The 20915-nt window shown below is 43.7% G+C and carries 26 protein-coding genes; 9 read left to right on the top strand and 17 right to left on the bottom strand.

The window, feature by feature from the left end:
- Positions 1-60 precede the first annotated feature (60 nt).
- From KI379_RS26170 to KI379_RS26185, 4 genes are all read left to right on the top strand, one after another.
- A complete protein-coding gene (locus tag KI379_RS26170) occupies positions 61-462 on the top strand; it encodes a sigma-70 family RNA polymerase sigma factor (protein ID WP_212985426.1) in 402 nt (133 codons plus the stop codon).
- Positions 459-614, top strand: a complete 156-nt coding sequence (locus tag KI379_RS26175) for a YvrJ family protein (protein ID WP_212985427.1) — start codon at positions 459-461, stop codon at positions 612-614. Before KI379_RS26170 ends, KI379_RS26175 begins: the two co-directional genes overlap by 4 nt.
- Positions 615-618: 4 nt before the next feature.
- On the top strand, positions 619-816 hold the full coding sequence (locus KI379_RS34385) for a helix-turn-helix domain-containing protein (RefSeq protein WP_212985428.1): 198 nt from the start codon (positions 619-621) through the stop codon (positions 814-816).
- A 151-nt stretch (positions 817-967) separates the two neighbouring features.
- Positions 968-1549, top strand: a complete 582-nt coding sequence (locus KI379_RS26185; RefSeq protein ID WP_212985429.1) for a lysozyme — start codon at positions 968-970, stop codon at positions 1547-1549.
- A 159-nt stretch (positions 1550-1708) separates the two neighbouring features.
- On the opposite strand, the gene KI379_RS26190 is transcribed toward KI379_RS26185, so the two are convergent.
- The 7 genes from KI379_RS26190 to KI379_RS26220 all read right to left on the bottom strand — a co-directional run bounded on the left by KI379_RS26190 (position 1709) and on the right by KI379_RS26220 (position 7953).
- The gene (locus KI379_RS26190) at positions 1709-2296 is read right to left on the bottom strand and encodes a hypothetical protein (RefSeq protein WP_212985430.1); all 588 of its coding nucleotides are present in this window, start codon (positions 2294-2296) and stop codon (positions 1709-1711) included.
- A gap of 592 nt (positions 2297-2888) precedes the next feature.
- Complete coding sequence (locus KI379_RS26195) at positions 2889-3053, bottom strand: hypothetical protein (protein WP_212985431.1); 165 nt, start codon at positions 3051-3053, stop codon at positions 2889-2891.
- A gap of 102 nt (positions 3054-3155) precedes the next feature.
- A complete protein-coding gene (locus KI379_RS26200; protein ID WP_212985432.1) occupies positions 3156-3545 on the bottom strand; it encodes a VOC family protein in 390 nt (129 codons plus the stop codon).
- A 214-nt stretch (positions 3546-3759) separates the two neighbouring features.
- Positions 3760-4629, bottom strand: coding sequence for an aminoglycoside phosphotransferase family protein (locus KI379_RS26205; RefSeq protein WP_163880795.1), 870 nt, complete (start codon positions 4627-4629; stop codon positions 3760-3762).
- 330 nt (positions 4630-4959) lie between these two features.
- A complete protein-coding gene (locus tag KI379_RS26210; RefSeq protein WP_212985433.1) occupies positions 4960-5496 on the bottom strand; it encodes a hypothetical protein in 537 nt (178 codons plus the stop codon).
- A 337-nt stretch (positions 5497-5833) separates the two neighbouring features.
- Entirely contained in the window at positions 5834-6772 is a 939-nt protein-coding gene (locus KI379_RS26215; RefSeq protein WP_212985434.1) for a phosphotransferase, read from the bottom strand.
- A gap of 200 nt (positions 6773-6972) precedes the next feature.
- Positions 6973-7953 carry an aldo/keto reductase gene (locus tag KI379_RS26220; protein ID WP_212985435.1) on the bottom strand — a complete coding sequence of 327 codons (981 nt, stop codon included), beginning with the start codon at positions 7951-7953 and terminating at the stop codon, positions 6973-6975.
- Positions 7954-8147: 194 nt separating this feature from the next.
- On the opposite strand from KI379_RS26220, the gene KI379_RS26225 reads away from it, so the two are divergent.
- The 3 genes from KI379_RS26225 (at position 8148) to KI379_RS26235 (ending at position 10214) form a co-directional block, all read left to right on the top strand.
- Complete coding sequence (locus tag KI379_RS26225; RefSeq protein WP_212985436.1) at positions 8148-8771, top strand: CGNR zinc finger domain-containing protein; 624 nt, start codon at positions 8148-8150, stop codon at positions 8769-8771.
- Positions 8772-8901: 130 nt separating this feature from the next.
- Entirely contained in the window at positions 8902-9819 is a 918-nt protein-coding gene (locus KI379_RS26230; RefSeq protein ID WP_244879442.1) for a pyridoxamine 5'-phosphate oxidase family protein, read from the top strand.
- Positions 9820-9845: 26 nt separating this feature from the next.
- The gene (locus KI379_RS26235; RefSeq protein WP_076176581.1) at positions 9846-10214 is read left to right on the top strand and encodes a hypothetical protein; all 369 of its coding nucleotides are present in this window, start codon (positions 9846-9848) and stop codon (positions 10212-10214) included.
- Positions 10215-10341: 127 nt separating this feature from the next.
- Here the strand turns inward: KI379_RS26235 and KI379_RS26240 are convergent, their stop codons facing one another.
- Positions 10342-10638, bottom strand: coding sequence for a hypothetical protein (locus KI379_RS26240; RefSeq protein ID WP_212985437.1), 297 nt, complete (start codon positions 10636-10638; stop codon positions 10342-10344).
- Positions 10639-10818: 180 nt separating this feature from the next.
- Positions 10819-11352, bottom strand: coding sequence for a GrpB family protein (locus KI379_RS26245; RefSeq protein ID WP_212985532.1), 534 nt, complete (start codon positions 11350-11352; stop codon positions 10819-10821).
- Between the two features lie 391 nt (positions 11353-11743).
- Here KI379_RS26245 and KI379_RS26250 point away from each other — a divergent pair, with 391 nt between their 5' ends.
- Positions 11744-12487, top strand: coding sequence for a TrmH family RNA methyltransferase (locus KI379_RS26250; protein WP_212985438.1), 744 nt, complete (start codon positions 11744-11746; stop codon positions 12485-12487).
- A gap of 294 nt (positions 12488-12781) precedes the next feature.
- On the opposite strand, the gene KI379_RS26255 is transcribed toward KI379_RS26250, so the two are convergent.
- The 5 genes from KI379_RS26255 to KI379_RS26275 form a co-directional block, all read right to left on the bottom strand.
- Positions 12782-13645 carry a GNAT family N-acetyltransferase gene (locus KI379_RS26255; RefSeq protein ID WP_212985439.1) on the bottom strand — a complete coding sequence of 288 codons (864 nt, stop codon included), beginning with the start codon at positions 13643-13645 and terminating at the stop codon, positions 12782-12784.
- A gap of 314 nt (positions 13646-13959) precedes the next feature.
- Positions 13960-14292 (bottom strand): GNAT family N-acetyltransferase, encoded by a 333-nt coding sequence (locus KI379_RS26260; protein ID WP_212985440.1) that lies wholly within the window; start codon positions 14290-14292, stop codon positions 13960-13962.
- A gap of 319 nt (positions 14293-14611) precedes the next feature.
- Positions 14612-15151: a GNAT family N-acetyltransferase gene (locus KI379_RS26265; protein WP_212985441.1), complete on the bottom strand. Its 540-nt coding sequence runs from the start codon at positions 15149-15151 to the stop codon at positions 14612-14614.
- 389 nt (positions 15152-15540) lie between these two features.
- Complete coding sequence (locus tag KI379_RS26270; RefSeq protein ID WP_212985442.1) at positions 15541-16641, bottom strand: WG repeat-containing protein; 1101 nt, start codon at positions 16639-16641, stop codon at positions 15541-15543.
- Between the two features lie 281 nt (positions 16642-16922).
- Complete coding sequence (locus tag KI379_RS26275; RefSeq protein WP_212985443.1) at positions 16923-17822, bottom strand: LysR family transcriptional regulator; 900 nt, start codon at positions 17820-17822, stop codon at positions 16923-16925.
- A 195-nt stretch (positions 17823-18017) separates the two neighbouring features.
- Between KI379_RS26275 and KI379_RS26280 the strand changes: the two genes are divergently transcribed.
- Positions 18018-18488: a DinB family protein gene (locus KI379_RS26280; RefSeq protein ID WP_212985444.1), complete on the top strand. Its 471-nt coding sequence runs from the start codon at positions 18018-18020 to the stop codon at positions 18486-18488.
- Between the two features lie 284 nt (positions 18489-18772).
- Here the strand turns inward: KI379_RS26280 and KI379_RS26285 are convergent, their stop codons facing one another.
- From KI379_RS26285 to KI379_RS26295, 3 genes are all read right to left on the bottom strand, one after another.
- Complete coding sequence (locus KI379_RS26285) at positions 18773-19309, bottom strand: dihydrofolate reductase family protein (protein ID WP_212985445.1); 537 nt, start codon at positions 19307-19309, stop codon at positions 18773-18775.
- A 175-nt stretch (positions 19310-19484) separates the two neighbouring features.
- Positions 19485-20153 carry a Type 1 glutamine amidotransferase-like domain-containing protein gene (locus tag KI379_RS26290; RefSeq protein ID WP_212985446.1) on the bottom strand — a complete coding sequence of 223 codons (669 nt, stop codon included), beginning with the start codon at positions 20151-20153 and terminating at the stop codon, positions 19485-19487.
- 24 nt (positions 20154-20177) lie between these two features.
- The gene (locus KI379_RS26295; protein WP_212985447.1) at positions 20178-20783 is read right to left on the bottom strand and encodes a dihydrofolate reductase family protein; all 606 of its coding nucleotides are present in this window, start codon (positions 20781-20783) and stop codon (positions 20178-20180) included.
- Positions 20784-20915 lie beyond the last annotated feature (132 nt).

Here is a 20915-nt window from a genome sequence, read left to right on the forward strand (position 1 = left end):
CGTTTCATTTCTCTTTATTAAGAAGGAGCAATCTCTTTATAAAAAAAAGGGGGGGTTATATTGAATAAGGATGATGAGGTAAATCGTCGTTTTATCAAGTATATGGCCAATCTTATTCACTATAACTCTATCAATTATGATAAAAAGAGACGAATAAAGGACAGCCGATTCCAGCTGACTTTAGACAACGATGAAAACTTAGAATCTGCATTACTTACTGTTCATGATTCAGAATCTGTGCCACCAAATTTAAAAGATCACATTACGGATCACTCTCTTTATCAAGCTTTTGAATCCCTCTCAGCACAACAACAACAGATTTTATCTTTTGCTTACGTACAAGCACTAAATGACAAGGAAATAGCCGGAATATTGGGAGTATCTCAACAAAACGTCTCGAAACACCGATTGAAAGCTCTAACTAAATTGCGCAGCTTAATACGGGAAGGGGATGAAATATGATGGAGGGTGACATTGCTACTTTTATTGCTAATTTAGGTTTTCCTATTGCCATTACTTTATATCTACTTATTCGTTTCGAAAAAAAAATATCTGATCTAAGCGATGCTATTAATGGCTTGAAGAATGAAATACAAAAAAATGTAAAGCGGTGATGTTATGTTGACCGGATTTTTAATACAAGCACAGCAACACCACGATAGGGAGGCAACATTACATATCCTAGAATCTTTTTTGCCAAAGATCAAAGCCTCCTTGCGACAAGTACCCGCCGATCATCGAGATGATTTAAAACAGGAACTCTATGTCAAAATGATTGAGGTTATACAAACTTTTGATATCAGTGAATTGATATAAAATTTGGAGAGTAGTTGTAAAAAAAGAGATTCATTTCTCTTTATCTATATGTGAAGGCAATACGGCATTGCAGAAAACTTGGGAATGGTGCTCTGTCTATGATTCCTCCATATTGCTCTCATTACTAAAAATAACTTTAGGAGTGATTATTATGGGAAATCAATCTTTAAGCGCTAGTGGAGTAACCTTTTTGAAAGGGCATGAGGGACTTAACTTAAAATTCTATGCTGATCCTAAAGGTTTTCCAACAGTTGGATATGGACACCTGATAACAAAGTCTAAAGTATATACACCAAATACAAATTTGACCCAAGCAGAAGCTGATGCTCTATCAAAATCTTTGGGACTCAGTTATACTTCTCCCATTACTCAGTCTCAGGCAGATACTTTCCTTACTAAGGATACGGCAAGTGCTGTAGCGGCAGTAAATAACTTGGTACTTCCTTCAGGTCATAAATTTTCACAATCTCAGTTTGATGCACTTGTATCGCTCACTTTTAATGCAGGTTCTGGGGTGCTAGCAACCAATGATGTAAAAACTATGCTTGCCAATGCGCATATATATCCAACTTTTATTGGTCCACTAACACAAGATATGCTCGATACTTGTTCAAAAATGGTCAGCAAAGCATTTTCATATGATAGAAGTTTACAACCACGAAGAAATGACGAAGCAACTTTGTTTTGTACAGGCATGAAGTATACTCACAAATATCCAGTATATACACTTTAGTTTAAACGACATAAACAAGAAAGGTCAGCCTAGAGGCTGACCTTTCTTGTTAAAAAAATTATATTCACATGCATTTTCCGAATTACTTATAGGATACCTGACCTTCCTGGATATTTTCTGTTCTTTCTGTTCTATTAGCACAGAACTTATTACATAACCTTAATTCATTTTTTTAAGTTCAAAAATAGTTCCCTCTGATAACAAGATAAGCCTCTCATTATTAACAACAAAAAAACTTACACTTACAGGTATGCTAATTTTTGTAGAAGGCTCACTTATATCTATTGCTTTTACTACATCATTTATATTTAAGTCTGGGATATCTATTTTATATAATCTATAAAAAGAGTCAGGGTTATAGCATGTCGCTGTAATCTCATATAATGGATTTTTTAGTTCATATTGATAATTAGTATAGTTTTTAAGTCCTTTTGATGAAAAGAAGTCTTCTTTGATTATAATTTCATCTCCAATAAATTTTTGCCCTGTTGGATATTCAGAAGCATCATTATATGAATTTGCAAATCCTAAAAGCTTCTCAACTTTCCAAGTTCCATACAAATATTTTTCAGTTTCGCTATCCAAACTTATACGTTCAACAAGACAAGATTCGGATGTGTTTTTTGTAATAATAGATTCTTCCTTCTCAGGCTTAGCCTCACTAGAAGTATTTGGATTTGATACATTTCCACAAGCCGATGCTAGCATCAACATTACCAAAATACATGCCAATAATGTTTTTTTCATATCTCACACTCCCACTATAAAGTTATGTTTTCGCATACAAATGGGGCGAGCCTTTTTCTTTATTTTCGATGCCTTTATCAGTTTCGCCTCAGTATTTTGTTCCAGTTGAATTGTTCCTTGATTACTGGTAAGCTCGCTCGCACCTCGCGTAACCATTGTAGGCTTATCTGATCCACATCCTGAAAGCAAAAAACGCACTCAACATCACTATACCAGCTCATTTTTTAACATTATATCAGAGCAATTGAAGCGATGAATGACATAAAATTAACATTATTTAAGAAAAATGATAACTTTTGTAGGACAAGAACTTGGTCCCATTGCCGATCTCCCCACTTCTTCTGACATAAATAACCACGCAATACCTTCTTATAACAAGAACTTGTTCCCTTAGTTGATTTCAACTAATTTTCAAGCACAAAAAAGCCCATAGGCTTATATATGTGTGTGTGCACAGACTCCAGACGTAGATTCCCTGAAACTATCCATTGCTCGGGTATCGGCGCCTATTTATTCGCGTCAAAAAACAAGCTCATCTGACTAACATTCTCTCGAATTTTGAAGCTTCAACGGAGGGCGAAAGCCCTCTTCTTTACTTTCCAAATCCCTTCCTCAAACCGTGCCGATCCCAATCCCATTGCTGCACTTCAAAGGCTTTCACGCCTTCCATGGTCTTAACATTCATGAACTCAAGGCTCAGCTCCCTCCTGTTGGTTATTAAACTGGCCATTAACGTATTGAAGCTGCCGATCAACACGGCAGCTTCTTCCTGATATTTTATTCAGCTATCGTTTCCCGTTAGTGTAACGAGTTACAAGTTTCATTGATTTTTATGTTTAGGTTACAACTAACTTGAGTGCTAAACCTCTTGTGTTGCAATCCACCACGTGTTTCCAGCAGGATCCTTTACCCCTGCACGTCGATCAGGATCTCCTTCTTTGCGAGTTGGTTCCAAGATTGATGTGCCACCAGCATGAACTGCAAGCTGGTGAACTCTTATAACATCCTGCACATAAATATGTAATTGAGCAATAGTTGCGCACCAATTATTTGTGGCATCCCCAAGCATTACAACCGTATCCTCAATTTGCAGTTCGACATGCATAAAAGAACCATCAGGTCTATAAAAACGTCTTAATTCGGTTGCACCGAAAGCTTCCTGCAAAAAATTAATTACACTCTGTGCATTCGGCACCACTAAATAGGGTGAGACACTTGAATATCCTTTTGGCTTCCAAAAGTCAGACATTTACGGACCTCCCTATTTACAAAAATGTTATTTATCTTACTTCGCTGAAATATTCATAAATCCTTTCAAAAAATGCTTGAACTATCCTGCCCGTAGCTTAATGAAAAAAGCAGCCGTCTTTTAGGGCGACTGCCTTCAAATATCTTCATTGAACTAACGTTTCCCGATAGTTCAATGAGCGTTAGAAGTTAGTGATTCTTTTCTTAATCAAGTATTACTCTGATAGTACTAGATCGAGCCAGGATCTCGCCTCCTGATACAGAACTGGATTGTTTTCCGGCGTGTAGTAAGCCAGTACTCCCACTGCCTGAGAAACGACCCATCCTTTGGCTCTTGCCCACGTAGCGTCGTCCGTCGGAAGATATTCACGGAACGCATCACGGGCCGCCGGCGAGTGTAACTTCCAAGCGACCATGACATCGCATGCAGGATCGCCAATGCCCATTGTAGCCCAATCGATCACACCGGTGATACGTTTATTTCGCACGAGCCAGTTACGCGCGTCAAGATCACCGTGATGCCAAACCGGCGGGCCTTTCCACGTAGGCGCAGCAAGCGCCGATTCCCACACAGTAGACACCGAGGGATCGCCATCGAACCGCGCCAGCCAGTAGCGGAACTCCTCATCCAGTTGAGCCAAAGGAATGCCGCGGCCCGGCGGCCCGCCCGATGGATCGAGTTGTTGCAGCGTTGCAACGAACGCAGCAAGATCACGCGCGGCCTGAATCGCATCAATCTCCTCTATCGGTACAGTCTCGCCTTCAACCCAAGTATGGATCTCCCAAAACCACGGATATTCACTATTCGGATGTCCCTGAGCGATAGGTACGGGGATTTCAAGCGGAACCAATGGCGCCAGCTTAGGCAGCCAAATAAACTCGCGACTATCTGGTGTCGAAGGCCCCTCCCGCCGCGAGAGCCGAACAGAAAATTCGTCGCCTAGCCTGAAGACGGCGTTCTCTGTGCCAGCAGGCTCGATCCGTCGCAGTGACAGCCCTGCCCAGTGGGGAAACTGGGCGACAAGCAGTCGGCGCACGAGCGCCTCATCAATTTCTATTTCGTCGTCGTGCATCTTCTCACCCATTAGTCGACTCCTCCTCGTCCGCATTCACGTTTGTAATTCGAGTCCTGCATCATGTGATCAAATGTTGTTCCCACTCTAACACCTCTTTAGTTCGTTGCTCTCGTATAACGAGTCCTCACAGCCGCTTGTTCCTGAATCACTGCGCTGTTATCAATAAACAGAACTTGACCACCATCGAAGTGGTATCAAAAAAGAGTCAATTAATCTGATCATACCTAATTAAAGTTAAACTATGCTGCCCGTTAGCTTAATGACATGAGCAGGCTGCTGCAGCCTGCTCAACATTAAGTTTTATTCAACTAACGTTTCCCGTTATTCAACATGTGACATTTATTTTTTAGTTTTTCCATGATAGTATTTTCCATCATAAACCCCATCTTTCCATACGATATCACCATTACCTGCTAAAGCCTCAATTTTTAGGTGGTCTGAGGTTTCTTCCAAATTATCGAAATAGGTAAACCAAAATCGTCCTTGATCTGTTGAAACCATTTTTGCTTGTTGATTTACTGTCGTTTGTCTTACGATCACATTTTGTATTTCGTCATCGATAATCAACCCTGCGAATGTCAGTTTTGGAATGTTAGGGTCATTTGTCATTCCCCAAGTAAAACCATCTATTGGGTTTAGCTCGGCATTTCCACTTATATTCCAGTATTTTGTTTTATTAGAAAAGTAAGCATGCCGAAATCCCGATTCGTCTTTATACAAGACAATCATTCCATTTTCTACTTCTTCTTGATAAAGTAACTCAAATGGTTTACCTGTCTTCTCTAATAATTTGTCAATTTTATCCTCAGTCGATGAGCAACCTGTAATAAGAATCATAAGTAAAATAAGTAAAAAAAACCTTCTCACCAAAATCACCACCATACCTTCTTATGAAATACAAATTGCAATAAACAAATTTCTCCTGCATGTTTTATGTATTTAGACGTTATCAAATGATCAAAGTTCCACATTTTAACAAAACACCAAAACTATCCTTATTACACTAACCTGCCCGTTAGCATCAGGCGATAATGCCAAATAAATTAATGCCTTGCCTACAGTCGAAATATATAAACCCGTAGATTATGGAATAGTTTTACTTTTCGATCCTTTTACTGATCTATCCTACCCGTTAGATGAGGAATAAGGCAGCCGCTTTTGGGTCGGCTGCCTTAAAATGTCTTCATTAAGCTATCGTGTTCCGCACAATCTGCTAATCCATCGTAATATCTACTACTTGTTTCGCGAATGCAGCATAGGGTTTGACTAGGTCCGGCCTTTGATCAATAGACCACCTAAGGTTATCAAAAGCCCGTAATAACAGATAATTCCTTATGCCAGAAAGGTCTTCTCCAATTATTCCGTACCCATCTATAAACGCTTCGAATTCTTCAGCATTTGGGCTTTCATCCAGCCCCAGGATTTGGTAATGCATCAATTGAGCAACAGTTGCATGTGATACCACGCTTACTTTTGCATTCCAATCCAGCAAGATCACTTGGTTTTCCTGATTGATAATCGTATTCTTTAAGGAGATATCACCATGGATTAACCCGAAACGGAACGGTTCACTCTTTATATCCTCAAACCGTTGTTTTATTCTCTGTGATTCCGCCTGATTGATTACTCCAAGTTCAATCAAGGGATCATGCTCAGTCAAACTATTTATATTATGCTGTACATACCCTTGCCATGTACCGTCTGATCCAGCATGAGGTGGTGACTGAAACTCTCCGTGGACAGGATCAATCAGATTTTCCCCGTATCCCTTCACTTGAATAGAATCAATAAGCTTGGCATATTCGCCCAGTCTTCTCCAAATAATAGACTTTTGTACAGTACTGTCTCCCCCGTTGACTCCCTCAATAAAGCCTTGAATCATATATGCTGTCTCATCAACAATGCCAATGGACATGACCTTAGGTCCAGAAACGCCTACTTCAGCTGCTTGCTCGATACACCATTTCTCTTTGAAAAAGCTTTGATATTCATCCTTTACGTTCATGCGGACAACCACTTTATTGATCTCTGTTTCAACTACGCATACCTGATTTGTGATGCCTTTTCCTTCGATCTGATAAGAGGTTTTAACTTCTTCCTGAAGAAAATTGCCTGCAATTCGTGCTGCTTGTTTAACTAAAGACTCTTTCATTGTGAGTTGTATCCTCCCTCAAGTACCCTGCTTTGAATAGTTTACCACGAACTTATTTGGGAGATCGTTTGATATACTAAACTGCCCGTTAGCTTAATAAAATGAGCAGGCTGCAGCAGCCTGCTCAACATTAAGTTTTATTCAACTAACGTTCACCGTTCGTTTATTTCAATCAACACTTTCCTATCAGATATTCCCTGCTACAAGTTTACGCTTCTCATATCCGGATATCGGGTTCCGAAGGCCGCTCCTTTGGGAGCAGTTTCGTCAATTCGCACCAAATCCTCTTGAGTCAGTTCGACAGAGATCGCACCGATATTTTCCTCCAGGTACTTCCTGCGTTTGGTTCCCGGAATGGGTACGATGTCGTCTCCTTGTGCCAACAGCCAAGATAAAGCTAATTGGGACGGCATGACACCTTTCTCGGCGGCTATTTCTTTTACTCGTCTTACGAGTTCCAAATTTTTAATGAAATTATCACCTTGAAACCGGGGTGAGAACCGTCGATAATCATCATCCGCCAAGTCTTCAAACTTTTGGATTTGACCTGTAAGAAATCCGCGTCCGAGCGGACTGTATGGCACAAAGCCAATACCGAGTTCGCGACAAACCGGCAAAATTTCATCCTCCACATCGCGGCTCCAGAGTGAATACTCCGTCTGCAGCGCCGTGATCGGGTGTACGGCGTGCGCTCGCCGAATAGTCGCAGCGGCGGCTTCTGACAACCCGATATAGCGGACTTTGCCCTCACTCACCAGTTCGGCCATAGCGCCGACCGTCTCTTCGATCGGCGTATTTGGGTCTACCCTGTGCTGATAGTACAGGTCGATATAGTCAATGCCAAGGCGCCGAAGGCTGGCGTCACAAGCTGCTTTTACATATTCCGGACTGCCGTTAATCCCCAGAAATTTACCATCTTCACTTCGCACATTGCCGAATTTCGTTGCCAGAATGACTTCGCTGCGCCGCCCTTTCACCGCTCTGCCGATTAGCTCTTCGTTTTTCCCGACGCCATACATATCAGCCGTGTCCAGAAAAGTAACTCCCACTTCTATAGCTCTATGTATGGTCCGAATGGCCTCTTCTTCATCACGACCGCTGTAAAAGTCGGACATGCCCATACAACCGAGTCCGAGCGCTGATACCTTTAAGCCGCTGTTACCTAACGATCTTTGCTTCATTATTCATTCACACCTTTCCATCCAAGAATTGGAATATATTCATCTTACATCTTAAAGTACACTCTAAGGCAAGCATTATTTATCTTCCCCTCACTTGATCTCAACCTTATCGACGGGCCATGGCGACGTCCTAGGCGAATAACAGCAGAAAGACTATAATGATGAAAGAATAAGTTTGTAAGGAGTTCGGTAAGATGCCTAAGAAAATTGCCCCTGCTTTTCAATTTATCGGGAATCATCCAGCACTGGATTTTATCAATACGAAAATTGCGGTGGGCGGACAACCGGTAGAATTACTGTGTAGCTGGGAAGACGTGCTTGAATGGTTATCCCTAATGAATTTCTACACGAAAGAACGACTCGATGCTGTGATACAGAAATGGGAGTACGGGAATGGAGAATCGCTGGTTGAGGAAGCAATAGCGCTTAGAAAAAGTATGCTCACGATGGTCCAGAATAGAACGCGGAATATCGAAGTCTCGGAAGAGGACATGTCATGTATCAACAAGGTACTTCAAGAGCAGGTCATCACCACCAAACTGATCAGAACCGATCACCGATTTGCTGCCGAGAAGCAGGTTGCCCTTCGGAAACCGAGCGATTTACTCATTCCCGTAGCAGAGGCTGCCGTCGATCTATTCTGTCATTATGATATTCGTCTGATCAAGAAGTGCGAAAACCCGGCATGCGTACTTTATTTTTATGACAATAGCAGGAACAGCACCCGCCGATGGTGCAGCCAGAAAACGTGCGGCAACCGCATGAAAGTCACGGCCTATTTGGAGCGGCATAAAAATAAAGATACCACGGAGTCCTAGATTCATAATTGTCTAGGACTCTTTTTTTGCAGTCATTTATTAATACCCATATTTAATGTTTACAGGTTAAATAAATCAATATATAATACCCACAAGAAGTTTATGATGGTTAAAAAAGGGGGTGTAATACGTGATTAGTGTGTATCATGCCGGGGAATTGGCCGTTCAAAAGCTGGCGGGTGAAGAATTCCTCGCGGAACAGAACAGTAAAAGCATAAGGTCTGTTATTTTTAAGGGTGCCATGGCATTTATCCAGACACAATCCATGATCATTGCTTCCACTGTTGGTGAGAACGGGAAAGTATGGATTTCCTTTTTAACCGGTGAACCAGGGTTCATCAGCGCTGCATCGGAGACTATAGTAACCATCATGTCCTGTCCTCCTGCAAGCGATCCCCTCATCAAAAATTTGCTTTCTAACCCGGAGATCGGATTGCTTGCGATCGATTTCAACCGAAGAATCCGAATGAGAATAAATGGAAAGGGAGAAATCGATGAGAGCGGACGATTGACGGTCACAACGGAGCAGGTATACGGTAATTGCCCCAAATACATACAGAAACGTTCGCTCCAACCGAGTGGGGGGTTCCGCCGGACGCAAAGACATGCACAACACAGCAACAAGATAAGTTCCGAGCAACAGGAATGGATTCGCCTAGCGGATACTTTTTTTATTGGCAGCGCAAGTTTGGAAGGGAAAATGGACGCCTCTCATCGCGGAGGTCATCCTGGGTTCGTAGAATTGTTGGATGAGAGTACCCTTCTTTTTCCGGATTATTTCGGGAATTCCATGTTTAATACGCTTGGCAATCTTTACAGCAATCCGAACACCGGTATGTTGTTTATTGACTTTCAAGCGGGACATTCGCTTCAACTGACCGGGCGCTCCTATATCATTTGGGATAAGTGCCAGATTTCTCTTCATCCGGGGGCAGAGCGGCTGGTTCGGTTTGAGATCGATGAAGTTCTGTATATTGAAAATGACACGCCGATTATCTGGGACTTTCACGAGTTTTCCCCTGCAAATCCATCTCTTGTACGCAATTAATAAAAATGAAATTGGAGGTATTCAAAATGTCAGTTTCCAATAAATTTGTCATCATCATTCAAGCGAATCAACAGGATCTCGGTAAGGCAGTTCATGGTTTGTTGTACGGGCAGGAGCTGCACGAAGAGGGCTTTGAGGTTGCAGTTCTCTTTGACGGAGCCGGAACGGAGTGGCCAAACGAACTCAGCAAGGCGGATCATCCATTTAACGGTTTGTATAAGCAGGTGTTGAAATCGGGGATCGTGAAGGGCGGCTGCCAAGCCTGTTCGGGATTCTTCGACGTGGAGGACGAAATCCAGGAAGCTGGGATCTCTTTGGTCGGAAACGAATTGACCGGGGGACATATTCCGTTCGCACAATATATAAAGGATGGCTTTTTCCCAATCGTTCTGTAAATGAGCGGGATAAGGATCACGCGTAAAATTTATAGTATTCTGCCTGTTAGTTTAAGAAAAAGGCAGCCGGCTTTTGTGGCGGCTGCCTTCAAATGTCTTCATGGAGCTATCGTTCCCCGATAGCTTATTACTTCAAGTCTTTCATCACCCTTAACTCAATCTCAGCACCTGATTCAACAAGAAGATAGATATGCTCGTTGCGCCTAGGGTCTGTACAATAATTTTCAAACGATTGGGAAGATGGAAACCAGATGATATGAATCTCAATGAGACGATCAGGGCTTTGGAGTCTTCTTTCCAATTTCGCGCCGTGCTCATTAAGTAAAGGTAGTACATGACTTTCATATTCATTAAATTTCTCTACGCCTTCTTCCGGAATCTTTGCCGTCATTACGTAAAGCTGAGCAATGGACTTTCCATTCACCGGAGCACCTCCAACCTGAAGCATTTGATCCAGCTTCGCAAACTGGGTCCCTTATACCAAACCATTTCGCATATTCATTATACAGCAATTGGAAATATCCTTCCCGTTAGCACAACGCGGCTGCCGATCATACGGCAGCCCGCGTATTTGTGTATTTATTGAGCTATCGTTCTCCGTTAGCTAATCAATGGCTTGGTTATTTTTCTCACTCATTTTTGCCTTTTGAATTACATCAAAAATAAATGGATGCTTGGCATTGGTATAAGCAACTCTGTCATGATGATACTTCTCTGCAAGTTCTTTTTTTAATTGATTGTACTGCTTAAGCATTTCTGGATGAGTTCTTAAATAATCCCTGAACAAAATATTGTTATTCCATTCTTCACTTCCATAAACATAAATATGTAAATGATGCGTTCCTGCTCTCCATTGACCTCTTCTGAAAAACCTTCTGTTAGGGAAGTTATTGTGATAAACATGCTTATAACCTATCTTTGCAAGGGGTTCAATAAAGGCTTCAACATCTTTTAATTCGTTTACTTCAACCATGAAGTCGATAATCGGTTTTGCTCCTAAACCCTGAACAGAAGTACTGCCAATATGTTCAATAGCAATGGCTTTATCAGTCATCACCTCCTCAATTTTTCTTTTCTCCTCTTGGTATATAAATGGCCATTCATCGTTATATTCTTCAATTCTTACCGTTTCAATAATTATCCTCCTCCTTGTCTGAGCATGTATTATTTTCTCACAGACTATTGAAGTAAACTGCCCGTCAGCTTAACCAGCGGCTGCCAGAAAAGAGAGAGCCACCTCTTCGTACGAATCTAATTTTCGATAACCCTTTACTTTATCGCAGCATCCTGCCTCTAATTAGGTGCTTATGTTGCGCTAGTGATATATAATATCAGGAAAACTAAGAAAGATGGTGAATCCTTTGGCTATTCATTTTGGTGTAACACTCGATCTGCTCCACGCAAAGTCTTAAGGGCAAACAGACCTTGAACCTTGTGTGGAGCTTAACAGATTGGCATCCTGAGTTAGGTCTGTTGGTCCAGAGACTTTGCATCCTATATGAAATTAATTCATAAAGGAGCGGGTTTCGATGACAAGCATGACAAATTTTTCATTAAAGCAATATCGTAAAGAGCAGGACTATAGCTACACCCTTGGCGCATACGCAACAATTGAAATGATACAGGCGCGGCCGGAGATCGTAGAGGTCGTTTATATCCATTCTGCTTATCGGGATCGTAGTGTACTTGAAATCCTCTGCAAGCAGCAGCATATTCCAGTTGTCCAGCAGGATAAGGCTTTTGCCAAGGTCGATCGGAAAGAAAATTGCTTCGTGTTTGGGGTGTTTTCCAAATATTCAGACAGGCTTGCTTCCGATAAACCTCATATTCTCCTCGTCCATCCTGGGGATATGGGCAATCTCGGCACCATTATCCGGATAACCGCAGGTTTGGGATTTGGCAATCTCGGGATCGTTACTCCCGGAGCAGATCATTTTCATCCCAAAACCATCCGCGCCTCTATGGGGGCATTATTCCGGATTCAATGTTGTTCCTTTCCCAGCTTCGAGTCATATCGGAGCCAGTTCGGTCGGCACGACTTGTTTTCTTTCATGCTTCGTGCTGCAACCACACTGACACCGGAGAACTGTCCTGTAACAGAGCTGTTTACCCTTGTTTTCGGAAATGAAGCTACTGGTCTTGACGAAGAAAAATTCAGCCATGTGGGAACCGGATTGAAAATAGCACAGACCCCAGACGTGGATTCCCTGAATCTGTCCGTTGCCACGGGTATTAGCGCCTATTTATTCGCGTCAAAAAACAAGCTCATCTGACTAACTTCTCTCGTATATAAGAATTTGAAGCTTCATCGGAGGGCGGAGGCCCTCTTCTTTACTTTCCAAACCTCCTTCATAAAACCGGCCCATTACACATAGACGTTGCACTTCAAAGGGTTTCACGCCTTCTATGTTCTTAGAACTCATGAACTCATGGCTGAACTCCCTCGTACTGGTTACTATCCAGCCCGTTAGCTTAATAAAGCTGCCGATCAGTACCGGCAGCTTCTTCCATGTCGTTATTCAACTAAACGTTCTCCGTTAACTTTTGATATAACCCCGGGTCACGAACTATACTAATCTTTTGCTCATATTTGCAAATCTAGGTCCTGGGTAAAAACCATTCTTTCTATAGAGGTTCTCCGCATAATTGCCAACTGTAACACAAAGTTTAACAACTTGTGCATATTTGTGAGCGTTTGCCCTTACGTGCTTAAGCATAGTTTCAGCGAGCCCCTTATTCCTGTATTTAGGCAAGACACATATTTCACCTATTTCGGCAAATCCTAAAGGCATGTTTTCACTAATACCAGCAATACAAAGTCCTGCCATTTCTTGTTCCTTTTCATCAAACACACAAATGGAAAGATTCCTGTGGGCATAAATCTGCATTAGACGCGTTGCATCTTTTATTACCTCCGCCTCGTTCGGAGCACCAAATATCTCGTTGTCAATCCCTCTGCTGTATCCTTCCATAATAACTTTGGCAACGGTTTCACTATCAATAGAATCATTCAAAATATGCAGAGAGTAACCTTTTGGTAGTATCGTAGTTATGCCAGTATCAGTTGGACAGCACATGACCTGCCGGATTACATCTAATCGATACGCGAAAGTAAGCAAAATATCGATATCTTTTTGCAAGACACCTTTAATGTGTACAATATCATTACAACAACTGAACAATGCTTTCCAAAAAACGCTTCTGTCTACATGAGGTGATATCAAAAAGGGATACATAACCGTTCCATTGTTGATAATTGCACCCCCAATCCTTTCATCATCCCGCATGATCCAAAAACATTGATCAGTAAATTTTGTATCATCGAGCCGGGAATTCCAGTCGTACCACATTTCAATATCGGCATCGGAATATATAACCTGATACACTGCAAATAGTTCTTGTTCCGCTTGTTGCAATCTGTATTTTGACATAAAAATGCTCCTGTTTTGAAAAAAGTTATATTTTTGAATCACTTAATACGTCCGTTAATAAATAGACGAGGTAAGTTTAATTAAAGTTAAACTACCCATTGCCGAAGCAACCGCTGTCCCACGATCGTGTCCCGTTAACTTAATATGTATCATCAGTGTTTGTTTGGAAATATTGATATATAACCTTTATTCCATCCTCAATTTCGGGCTTTTCGTAAACATCTAAACTATTCGTTTCATAGACGCTTTTCCAAAAATGGATAGCCGGAATATTACTTAGCGCCTGACTTATCGCATAACGACCTGGATACAACTCAAAAAACTCGACATGCTAATTTCCCGATCCCCTTCCTCCTGTACTTCTTTAGAATAAAGAAGGAGTTCAGCACATAATCAGCATACTCTTGATTTGAATATGGACCACTTTGCAATAAAATAAAACCTATGGATTTTCCGTCTAGATTAATGAAAAAGGGGGTTAATCCTTCTTTCTCAAAAAACCACTCAAATACTTCAAATTCAAACAATCCGTTTTCAGTATTCAGGTCAAGTTTTTCATTAAATTCAGATAAATCATGAAGGAACAAGGTCATTAAATTTTTTAACACTTCTTTCCGACCGGCATTCACTTTTTCAATGTGTAACATTAAATAACCTCCCGGAGCTTAGTTTTATCAATTATGCTACAAATTGTTTTGAAGTGAAATGTACAGATCACTTATAAATAAACTATCCTGCCCGTTAGCGTAATGAAGCTGCCGATCAGCACCGGCAGCTTCTTCAAATGTTTGTTTATTCAACTATCGTTACCTGTTAGTTCAATGTCTACAAATTGCCTCTGGCGACTAGGCTCGTCCAGAAGCTTGGAGCCTTTTTAATTCGATCCGTAAAACGAGCGTTTATGGCTGCAGATCACCTGAGACAATATCCAATTGCAAATGGTCCACGGAGACCGTGGACCATTGCTTATTTTCTGTAGCTTCTGTAATAAAAGTAACTATCATTTTCCATATAAAATTGGTTATCCCCTATAGGCGTTCGTTTTTCAAGCAATTTAAATCCACATTTTTCAGCCAATTTGTTCGAGGGAACATTGGCACAATTAATTGTCAGGATTAAATACTTAACATCAGATACCTCAAAGCACCATTCTGCCAAGGCACTTACCGCTTCTCTGGTATATCCGTTCCTTTGGTGCTTTTCTGACATGAAATATCCCAGTTCGATTTCATTTAGCTTCTCTTTAAGCCCCACTCCTATGCTACCAATCATCTCATCGGTGTTTGGCAAGGCAATCGCGTAGGAACGGCCAATGGAAATATCCGTATTATCCGATTGCTTTTGATACTGATCAATCAATCCATAATAATCCTTCGGATGTGCGCGTCCGTCAGCCCAATCTGGCATATAGCGGTATACAGCCGATTCCCTGGCAATTGAATAAAATCTTTTAGCATCTTTTTTTTCCAATGTTCTTATAACAACATTTTGAGTTTCTATGCGCATGGCAGATACTCCTCCTAATACAAATTTTGTTCGCTGCTCATTTGTTTACCTATTAACATACACAAAATTGACAGGGGGGCACTTTACATTCACTAACGGCTTTCGTCTTCAAGTCCCCTCGCCAATTCTTGTTTCAATTCTGCTGGACTCATGTAAAGTAAAGAAAAGAAAAGAGCTTTTCATCGTTTAAAAAGTCATCCGCAGTATAGTCAGGCTTGTGCTTCAAACAGTTTATCACACACTTTTTTGGAAAGTACGTTTATAACTAAACTATACTGTCCGTTAGCTTAACGAAAAATGAAACAGTTGCCAACGGCAAGTTAGTTTCGATGAGTTAGCTATAATGCGCTCTTTTTCCGATACAAACCGTGAAGCTCGGTTGTTCTGCCTTACTGTGGCTTTGTCACTCCGTTCGGAAGTTCGGAAGCCGGCGGCCAGACGATCGCTCCGCTGCGGTTCACGTACCCTCTGATTTCCTCGCGCGAATTCGGAACGAGCAAACTGATCACCGCCAATTCGCCTTTAAAATCGTCAGCCCAATAAAATTTCGACTTAATCACAAAACGGCCGGATGTATTGATATAGCCGTACCTCTGCCCCTGGCTGGCCGGAGCCAGGCCGCCCTTGAACAAACCTCCGGCTCTAATGCCCTGGATGACTTTGGTGCCCTTCTTGTTGATATAAAAGGTGGCTCCATTACGCTCGACAAAAGCCAGTCCTTCTGAGAACGGCTGCGCCATGCTGAACTGCGGTGTTAGCAGGTAATTGCCGTTTTTGTCGATGTACCCGTATTTTCCGTTCACGTAAACTACTGCCGCCCCGTTTGAAAACGGCATGGCGTGATCATACCGGGGTGTAATGCGGAGCTTGCCGGTGGTGTCGATATAGCCGTATTTGCCGCCGTACGCAAGCATTACGGCCGCCATACCTTCGGAAAAATCGGACGTCGAGCTATACCGGTATGGAATGACCAGTTCGCCCTCCGTGTTGATGTACCCCGCTGCTTTGCCCACATTGACCCGAGCCAGACCTTCGGAGAAATTATACGCATTGGCGTAGATGGGCTGTATGATCACCTTGCCATGGCTGTCTATATATCCGTACCGTGTCGCCGTACCTCCGTCAGCGTTCTGAACCTGCGTCGTATACAGCGCACGGTCATTAAAAAGAACGCTGGCACCTCTCAGCTTGTATTCGAACAGCTCACTGCCCGCCGAACTGAAGTAATATTGCTTTTTAGCCGCATGGTCCTCGACATACACCTTCCCTCCGGATACTCCTGAATATCCGTATCCGTCGTACAACGGCTCGATAATCTCCTTGCCTCTGCCGTTGATGAAACCGTATTTTCCGTTAACTTCAATCGGATACAGTTGATCGCCTGTCTGCGCCTGTATAGCGGTCGCACTGGCAGCTTGAGATTGCCCCGCCACGTTTGTACTGAATACCATCGTCGTAAATATAAGAGTAACAGCCATCTTTTTAAGCAACTGTTGTCCACGCTCCCTCAGAGACTATTTTCCATTCTTTAGTATTGACGACGCTTGTACCAGTTTTGTTGTGAGTGACTGGGAATAAATCACAAAAACATTCGCTTAATCCCACATGTCTCCCGCCCACATATTGCTGATCAGAAAATGCTGTTTCTTTCCGGAGGCTTACGGACACAGGAGCTGCTATTTGGTGAAATATGATGATTCCTTACTTATAGGACCCAGCTCTCTTAGCTGTAACTCATCGTAGGCCGGATCAGGTCAAACCCAATGCTGCATTAAGACTTCGAATCATTGATAGCGGTCTCGATGTAGGCTCTCAAAGTCTTGATGAACGTGCGCATGGCGTATCCGACATATCTGTCGTTGCGGTAAATCAGACAAAAGTCCTGAGATGGCGTAGGATGCCTCAGGTCCAAGACTTTGATGTCTGAATGGTGAAGATTGTCCAGCAGCATTTTCGGCAGAATGCAGGAGCCAAATCCGCTCTGGACCATCTGGAGGAGGGAGGATAACGTTGTCGTCACCATATGCGGCTGCAAAGTAAATCCCTGGTCCATGCAAAAGCGGTCAATCAGCATGCGGTATTGATGATCGGGCGGGAACATGACCATCTTCAAGGTCTGCAGTTTGTTTAAGGGGATGAAGCTTTCCGTGGCAAGAGGATCATTCTTGCTTACCGCCAATGAGAACTCCTCGTGATACAGGGGAATAGACGTGATACGTGTATCGATAACAGGGCCAACGGTTACGCCGAAATCGATGCTTCGGTCCAGAACTTGTTCTGTTATTTTCATGGTTTCCAAAAGGGACAGTGAGATGGTGGGATAGGTCTGATGGAAGTTCAGTATAAAGGCTTTAAACATGAATTCCGCGTCACCGGGCAAAACGCCGATGGATAACGATCCGCCTTGCATATGCTTCAAATCAACAATAGCGTCGGTCGCTTGTTGTAGATGCCCGAACATGGCAGCAGCATGTTTTTGAAGAATCGTTCCGGCTTCAGTTAGTACTATTTTTTTCCCCACGCGATCGAATAATAGCACCCCTAACTCTTCTTCCAATCTCCTGATCTGCTGGCTGATGTTGGGTGGGCTGACTCCCATCTTTTCGGCTGCTCTCGTGAAGTGAAGCTCCTCACAAATCGCCATAAAATACTGTAGTTGTTTTAACTCCATGACTAACACCCGCTCTCACATTGCATGGCTGAATGAATATTCAATGATTATTGTCTTGCCATCTTATTTGTCTGTCAATGAACAATCGTTAACTCATACTTAACGTTTCGGTAATGCCCACTGCATTGATGGTAATCTTCATGAGACCTAAACTAGGAACGTATCAAGCGTCTCACTATAAAGGAGGGAATCGACGTGTCTGAAATGATTATCAACACGGCAAAAACCGGACGTCAATTGGTGCTGCAGCAGGTAAAAGCAATCCCTGAGGAATTGTTCGACATTCAAGTGGGAGGTTTCAACAATACAATCCGTTGGAATCTCGGCCATATGATTTATTGGATGGATAAGTATTCTCCTTTGGTTTTTGGCTCCCCATCGGCCATACCGGACTCGTATGAAGCGCTGTTTAACACAGGAACAAAACCCTTGGACTGGACGTTTGATCCTCCATCGAAGGAAGAGTTGGTCGAAATGTTAACGGCGCAGTTGTCCCGCATAATATCTGATCTGACACCTGAAATGCTGGGCGAGAAGCTTTCTAATCCGTTTTCCCTGGGACCGTTCCAATTCAGCACCCCAGGCGAGCTGTTAAACTTCACTCTAATTCACGAAGCTTTTCACCTTGGAACGATATCAAGCCAGGTAAAGGTCCTGTCGCGCTAACCAAGGAATTTTCGGTCATTGGTATCCCGACTTTTGGCCCCCCTACCTTTGCTAACCTATAGGTTGTTGAACAAAAAATGTAAGGAGCACTTCACCATAGCGAAATGCTCCTTGCAGATTGAACTATCGTTTCTCGTTAGGTCAATTGTCAATTCCTTAAATAACTATGTCATTTCGCATAACTGAACAAATTTTAAAGAATAAAGGATCCTCTGACTGCCTCTACACCCGGAGAATCCCTATTTAAGTAACGTGCCCTTTAGGCCGCTGGGCCAACCTCACAACTAAACTGGAACGTAGGTCAACCTGATCACGTTCTCGCCAATTCGATCGCTTGCCACGAGGCGCAGCGGCGGACGCGGACCGGCGAAGAACGGCTTGCCGCGACCCAGCACGACTGGATGGAGATAGAGTCGATACTCATCAACGAGACCGAGCTCCGTTAGACTATGGGCCAACTCCGACCCGGCAACTTCAATCTCCCCTTCATGCTGAGCCTTCAGCCCACGTATGGCCGCTGCGAGGTCACCCTCGATCAGAGAAGCGTTCGGACTGACGGTTTTTAATGTCCTCGACACCACCCACTTCGGTTTGCTTTGCCACGCCGCTGCGTATTCCCGTTCCGGCGCATCCCATTCAAAATGGTCTCCGTCCCAATACCGCATGGTCTCGTACATGCGGCGCCCGTACAAGCAGCCCGCCAGGCCGCTTACGTCGTCGATGAAATGACGGAATAGCACGGGGTCGGGCTGAAATGCCGGGTGGTCGTGGTCGACGAATCCGTCCAGAGACTGGTTCAATGCGAAAACGATCTTTGCCATGCGACTAACTCTCCTCCCTGGTTTTCTCGCACATTCATCATCAAGATTGCACGTTCCCTATGCAGGGCTCCTTTATGTCTGCATCTTATCATCCAACAGCATGTCCGGATTCTCATGGATTGCTGATGTGTACAGGTCCTGGCCTGACCCAATACAAATTTAATTTAATGAAGGATCAGGGTGAAAACAGTTTCCAATGCCCTTCGGAGACAACTTCGACTGCTCCGTCAATCACTTTGATGGCTGTCTGGTCATCCATCGCATATGCTGGCCCTTGCATCCCGGCGGCCCATCTCTCAGCAGCAGCCATGGTGTTTCCCGGCAGCATCTCGTGATCCAGGTGCGGAAACATAGCAAAATCAACCAGTCCCAGCGTTTCATCACCACCGTTGGGTGGAGTCCAGCCAACGAAGTCTTCCCCAATGTTAGGGGCCATCACCATGCTCCCCGCACTCATTCCCACATAAACTGCGTGCAGCGACGGCAGGAGGTCTGCCAGCCCGGATTGCCGCATCCAGTGACACAGGTAGAGGGCGTCGCCGCCAGCCACCAGCAGTACGTCCGTCTCCCGGACCAGCGGCACCCAGCGGTCTTCGGCGATGCTTGGCAGCGCTGTGAGCTCCAGCACGCCGACGGACTTCCAGCCCAGTTCGACCATGGAATTCTCGGAATTCCCGCTGATGAACTGCCAGGCTTTGACGCCGGGGCCGACCCAGGGGTGTCCGTACATCGCTGTGGGAATGCAGAGGGCGCTAGACTCGGCAATGGGCTTGCCCAGCATGTCAACCAGCGCGTCCTGTATGCTGTTATTATTGATGCCTGCAGATGTGAGCAGAAATTTCATAACCCCACTCCTTTTTGTAGCATCTCACGCCATGGTGCCAAAAGACGGTTTTCCCGCAAGCGCGTAGCGCAATAGAACCGTGCCTTTGGAGAACGCTCTGGATTCAAGTAATTCCAGATTCGTCGGTATCGTTCCATCGCCGAAGAATCGTTTTCCCTCTCCGAGTATTACTGGAAACTGCCAAATGTTCACTCGGTCAATCAGCTCGTGACGCAACAATGTCTGGACCAGGTCGCTGCTGCCGACGACATGCACCTCCTCGTAACGCTCCTTCAGCAAAGGCACACTTGTGGCCACATCCGCGTCGAGCAGTTTTGTATTATTCCAATCGACACTGGTCAATGTCCGGGATGCGACATATTTCGGTTTCTCGTTCATCAGCTTGGTAAACGGGTTGGTGTCTGGTGCCTGCGGCCAGTACGACGCAAAAATTTCGTACGTTTTACGTCCGATCAACATAGCGTCAAGGCTCGCATAATCAGCCGCGATCCGTTGTCCTGTCACCGGATCCCGAAACGGTTCCTGCCATCCGCCGTAGCCGAAACCGCCTTCACGATCTTCGTTCGGCGACCCGGGAGATTGAACTACGCCGTCCAAGGTCATGAACATGTGCACAACTAGATTTCCCATTTCGCTTTTCATTCCTTTCAGATTTAAATTTGTTCACAGGTGGGTTGTCTCTTAAACTAAGTTTAGGACATTTCAGTTCGGATTGTTTCTTACAGATTGCTATCTAATCTGCCGGTGGCTTAATAAATAAAA

This window comes from Paenibacillus cineris (assembly GCF_018333335.1).
Classification (GTDB): domain Bacteria; phylum Bacillota; class Bacilli; order Paenibacillales; family Paenibacillaceae; genus Paenibacillus_AQ; species Paenibacillus_AQ favisporus.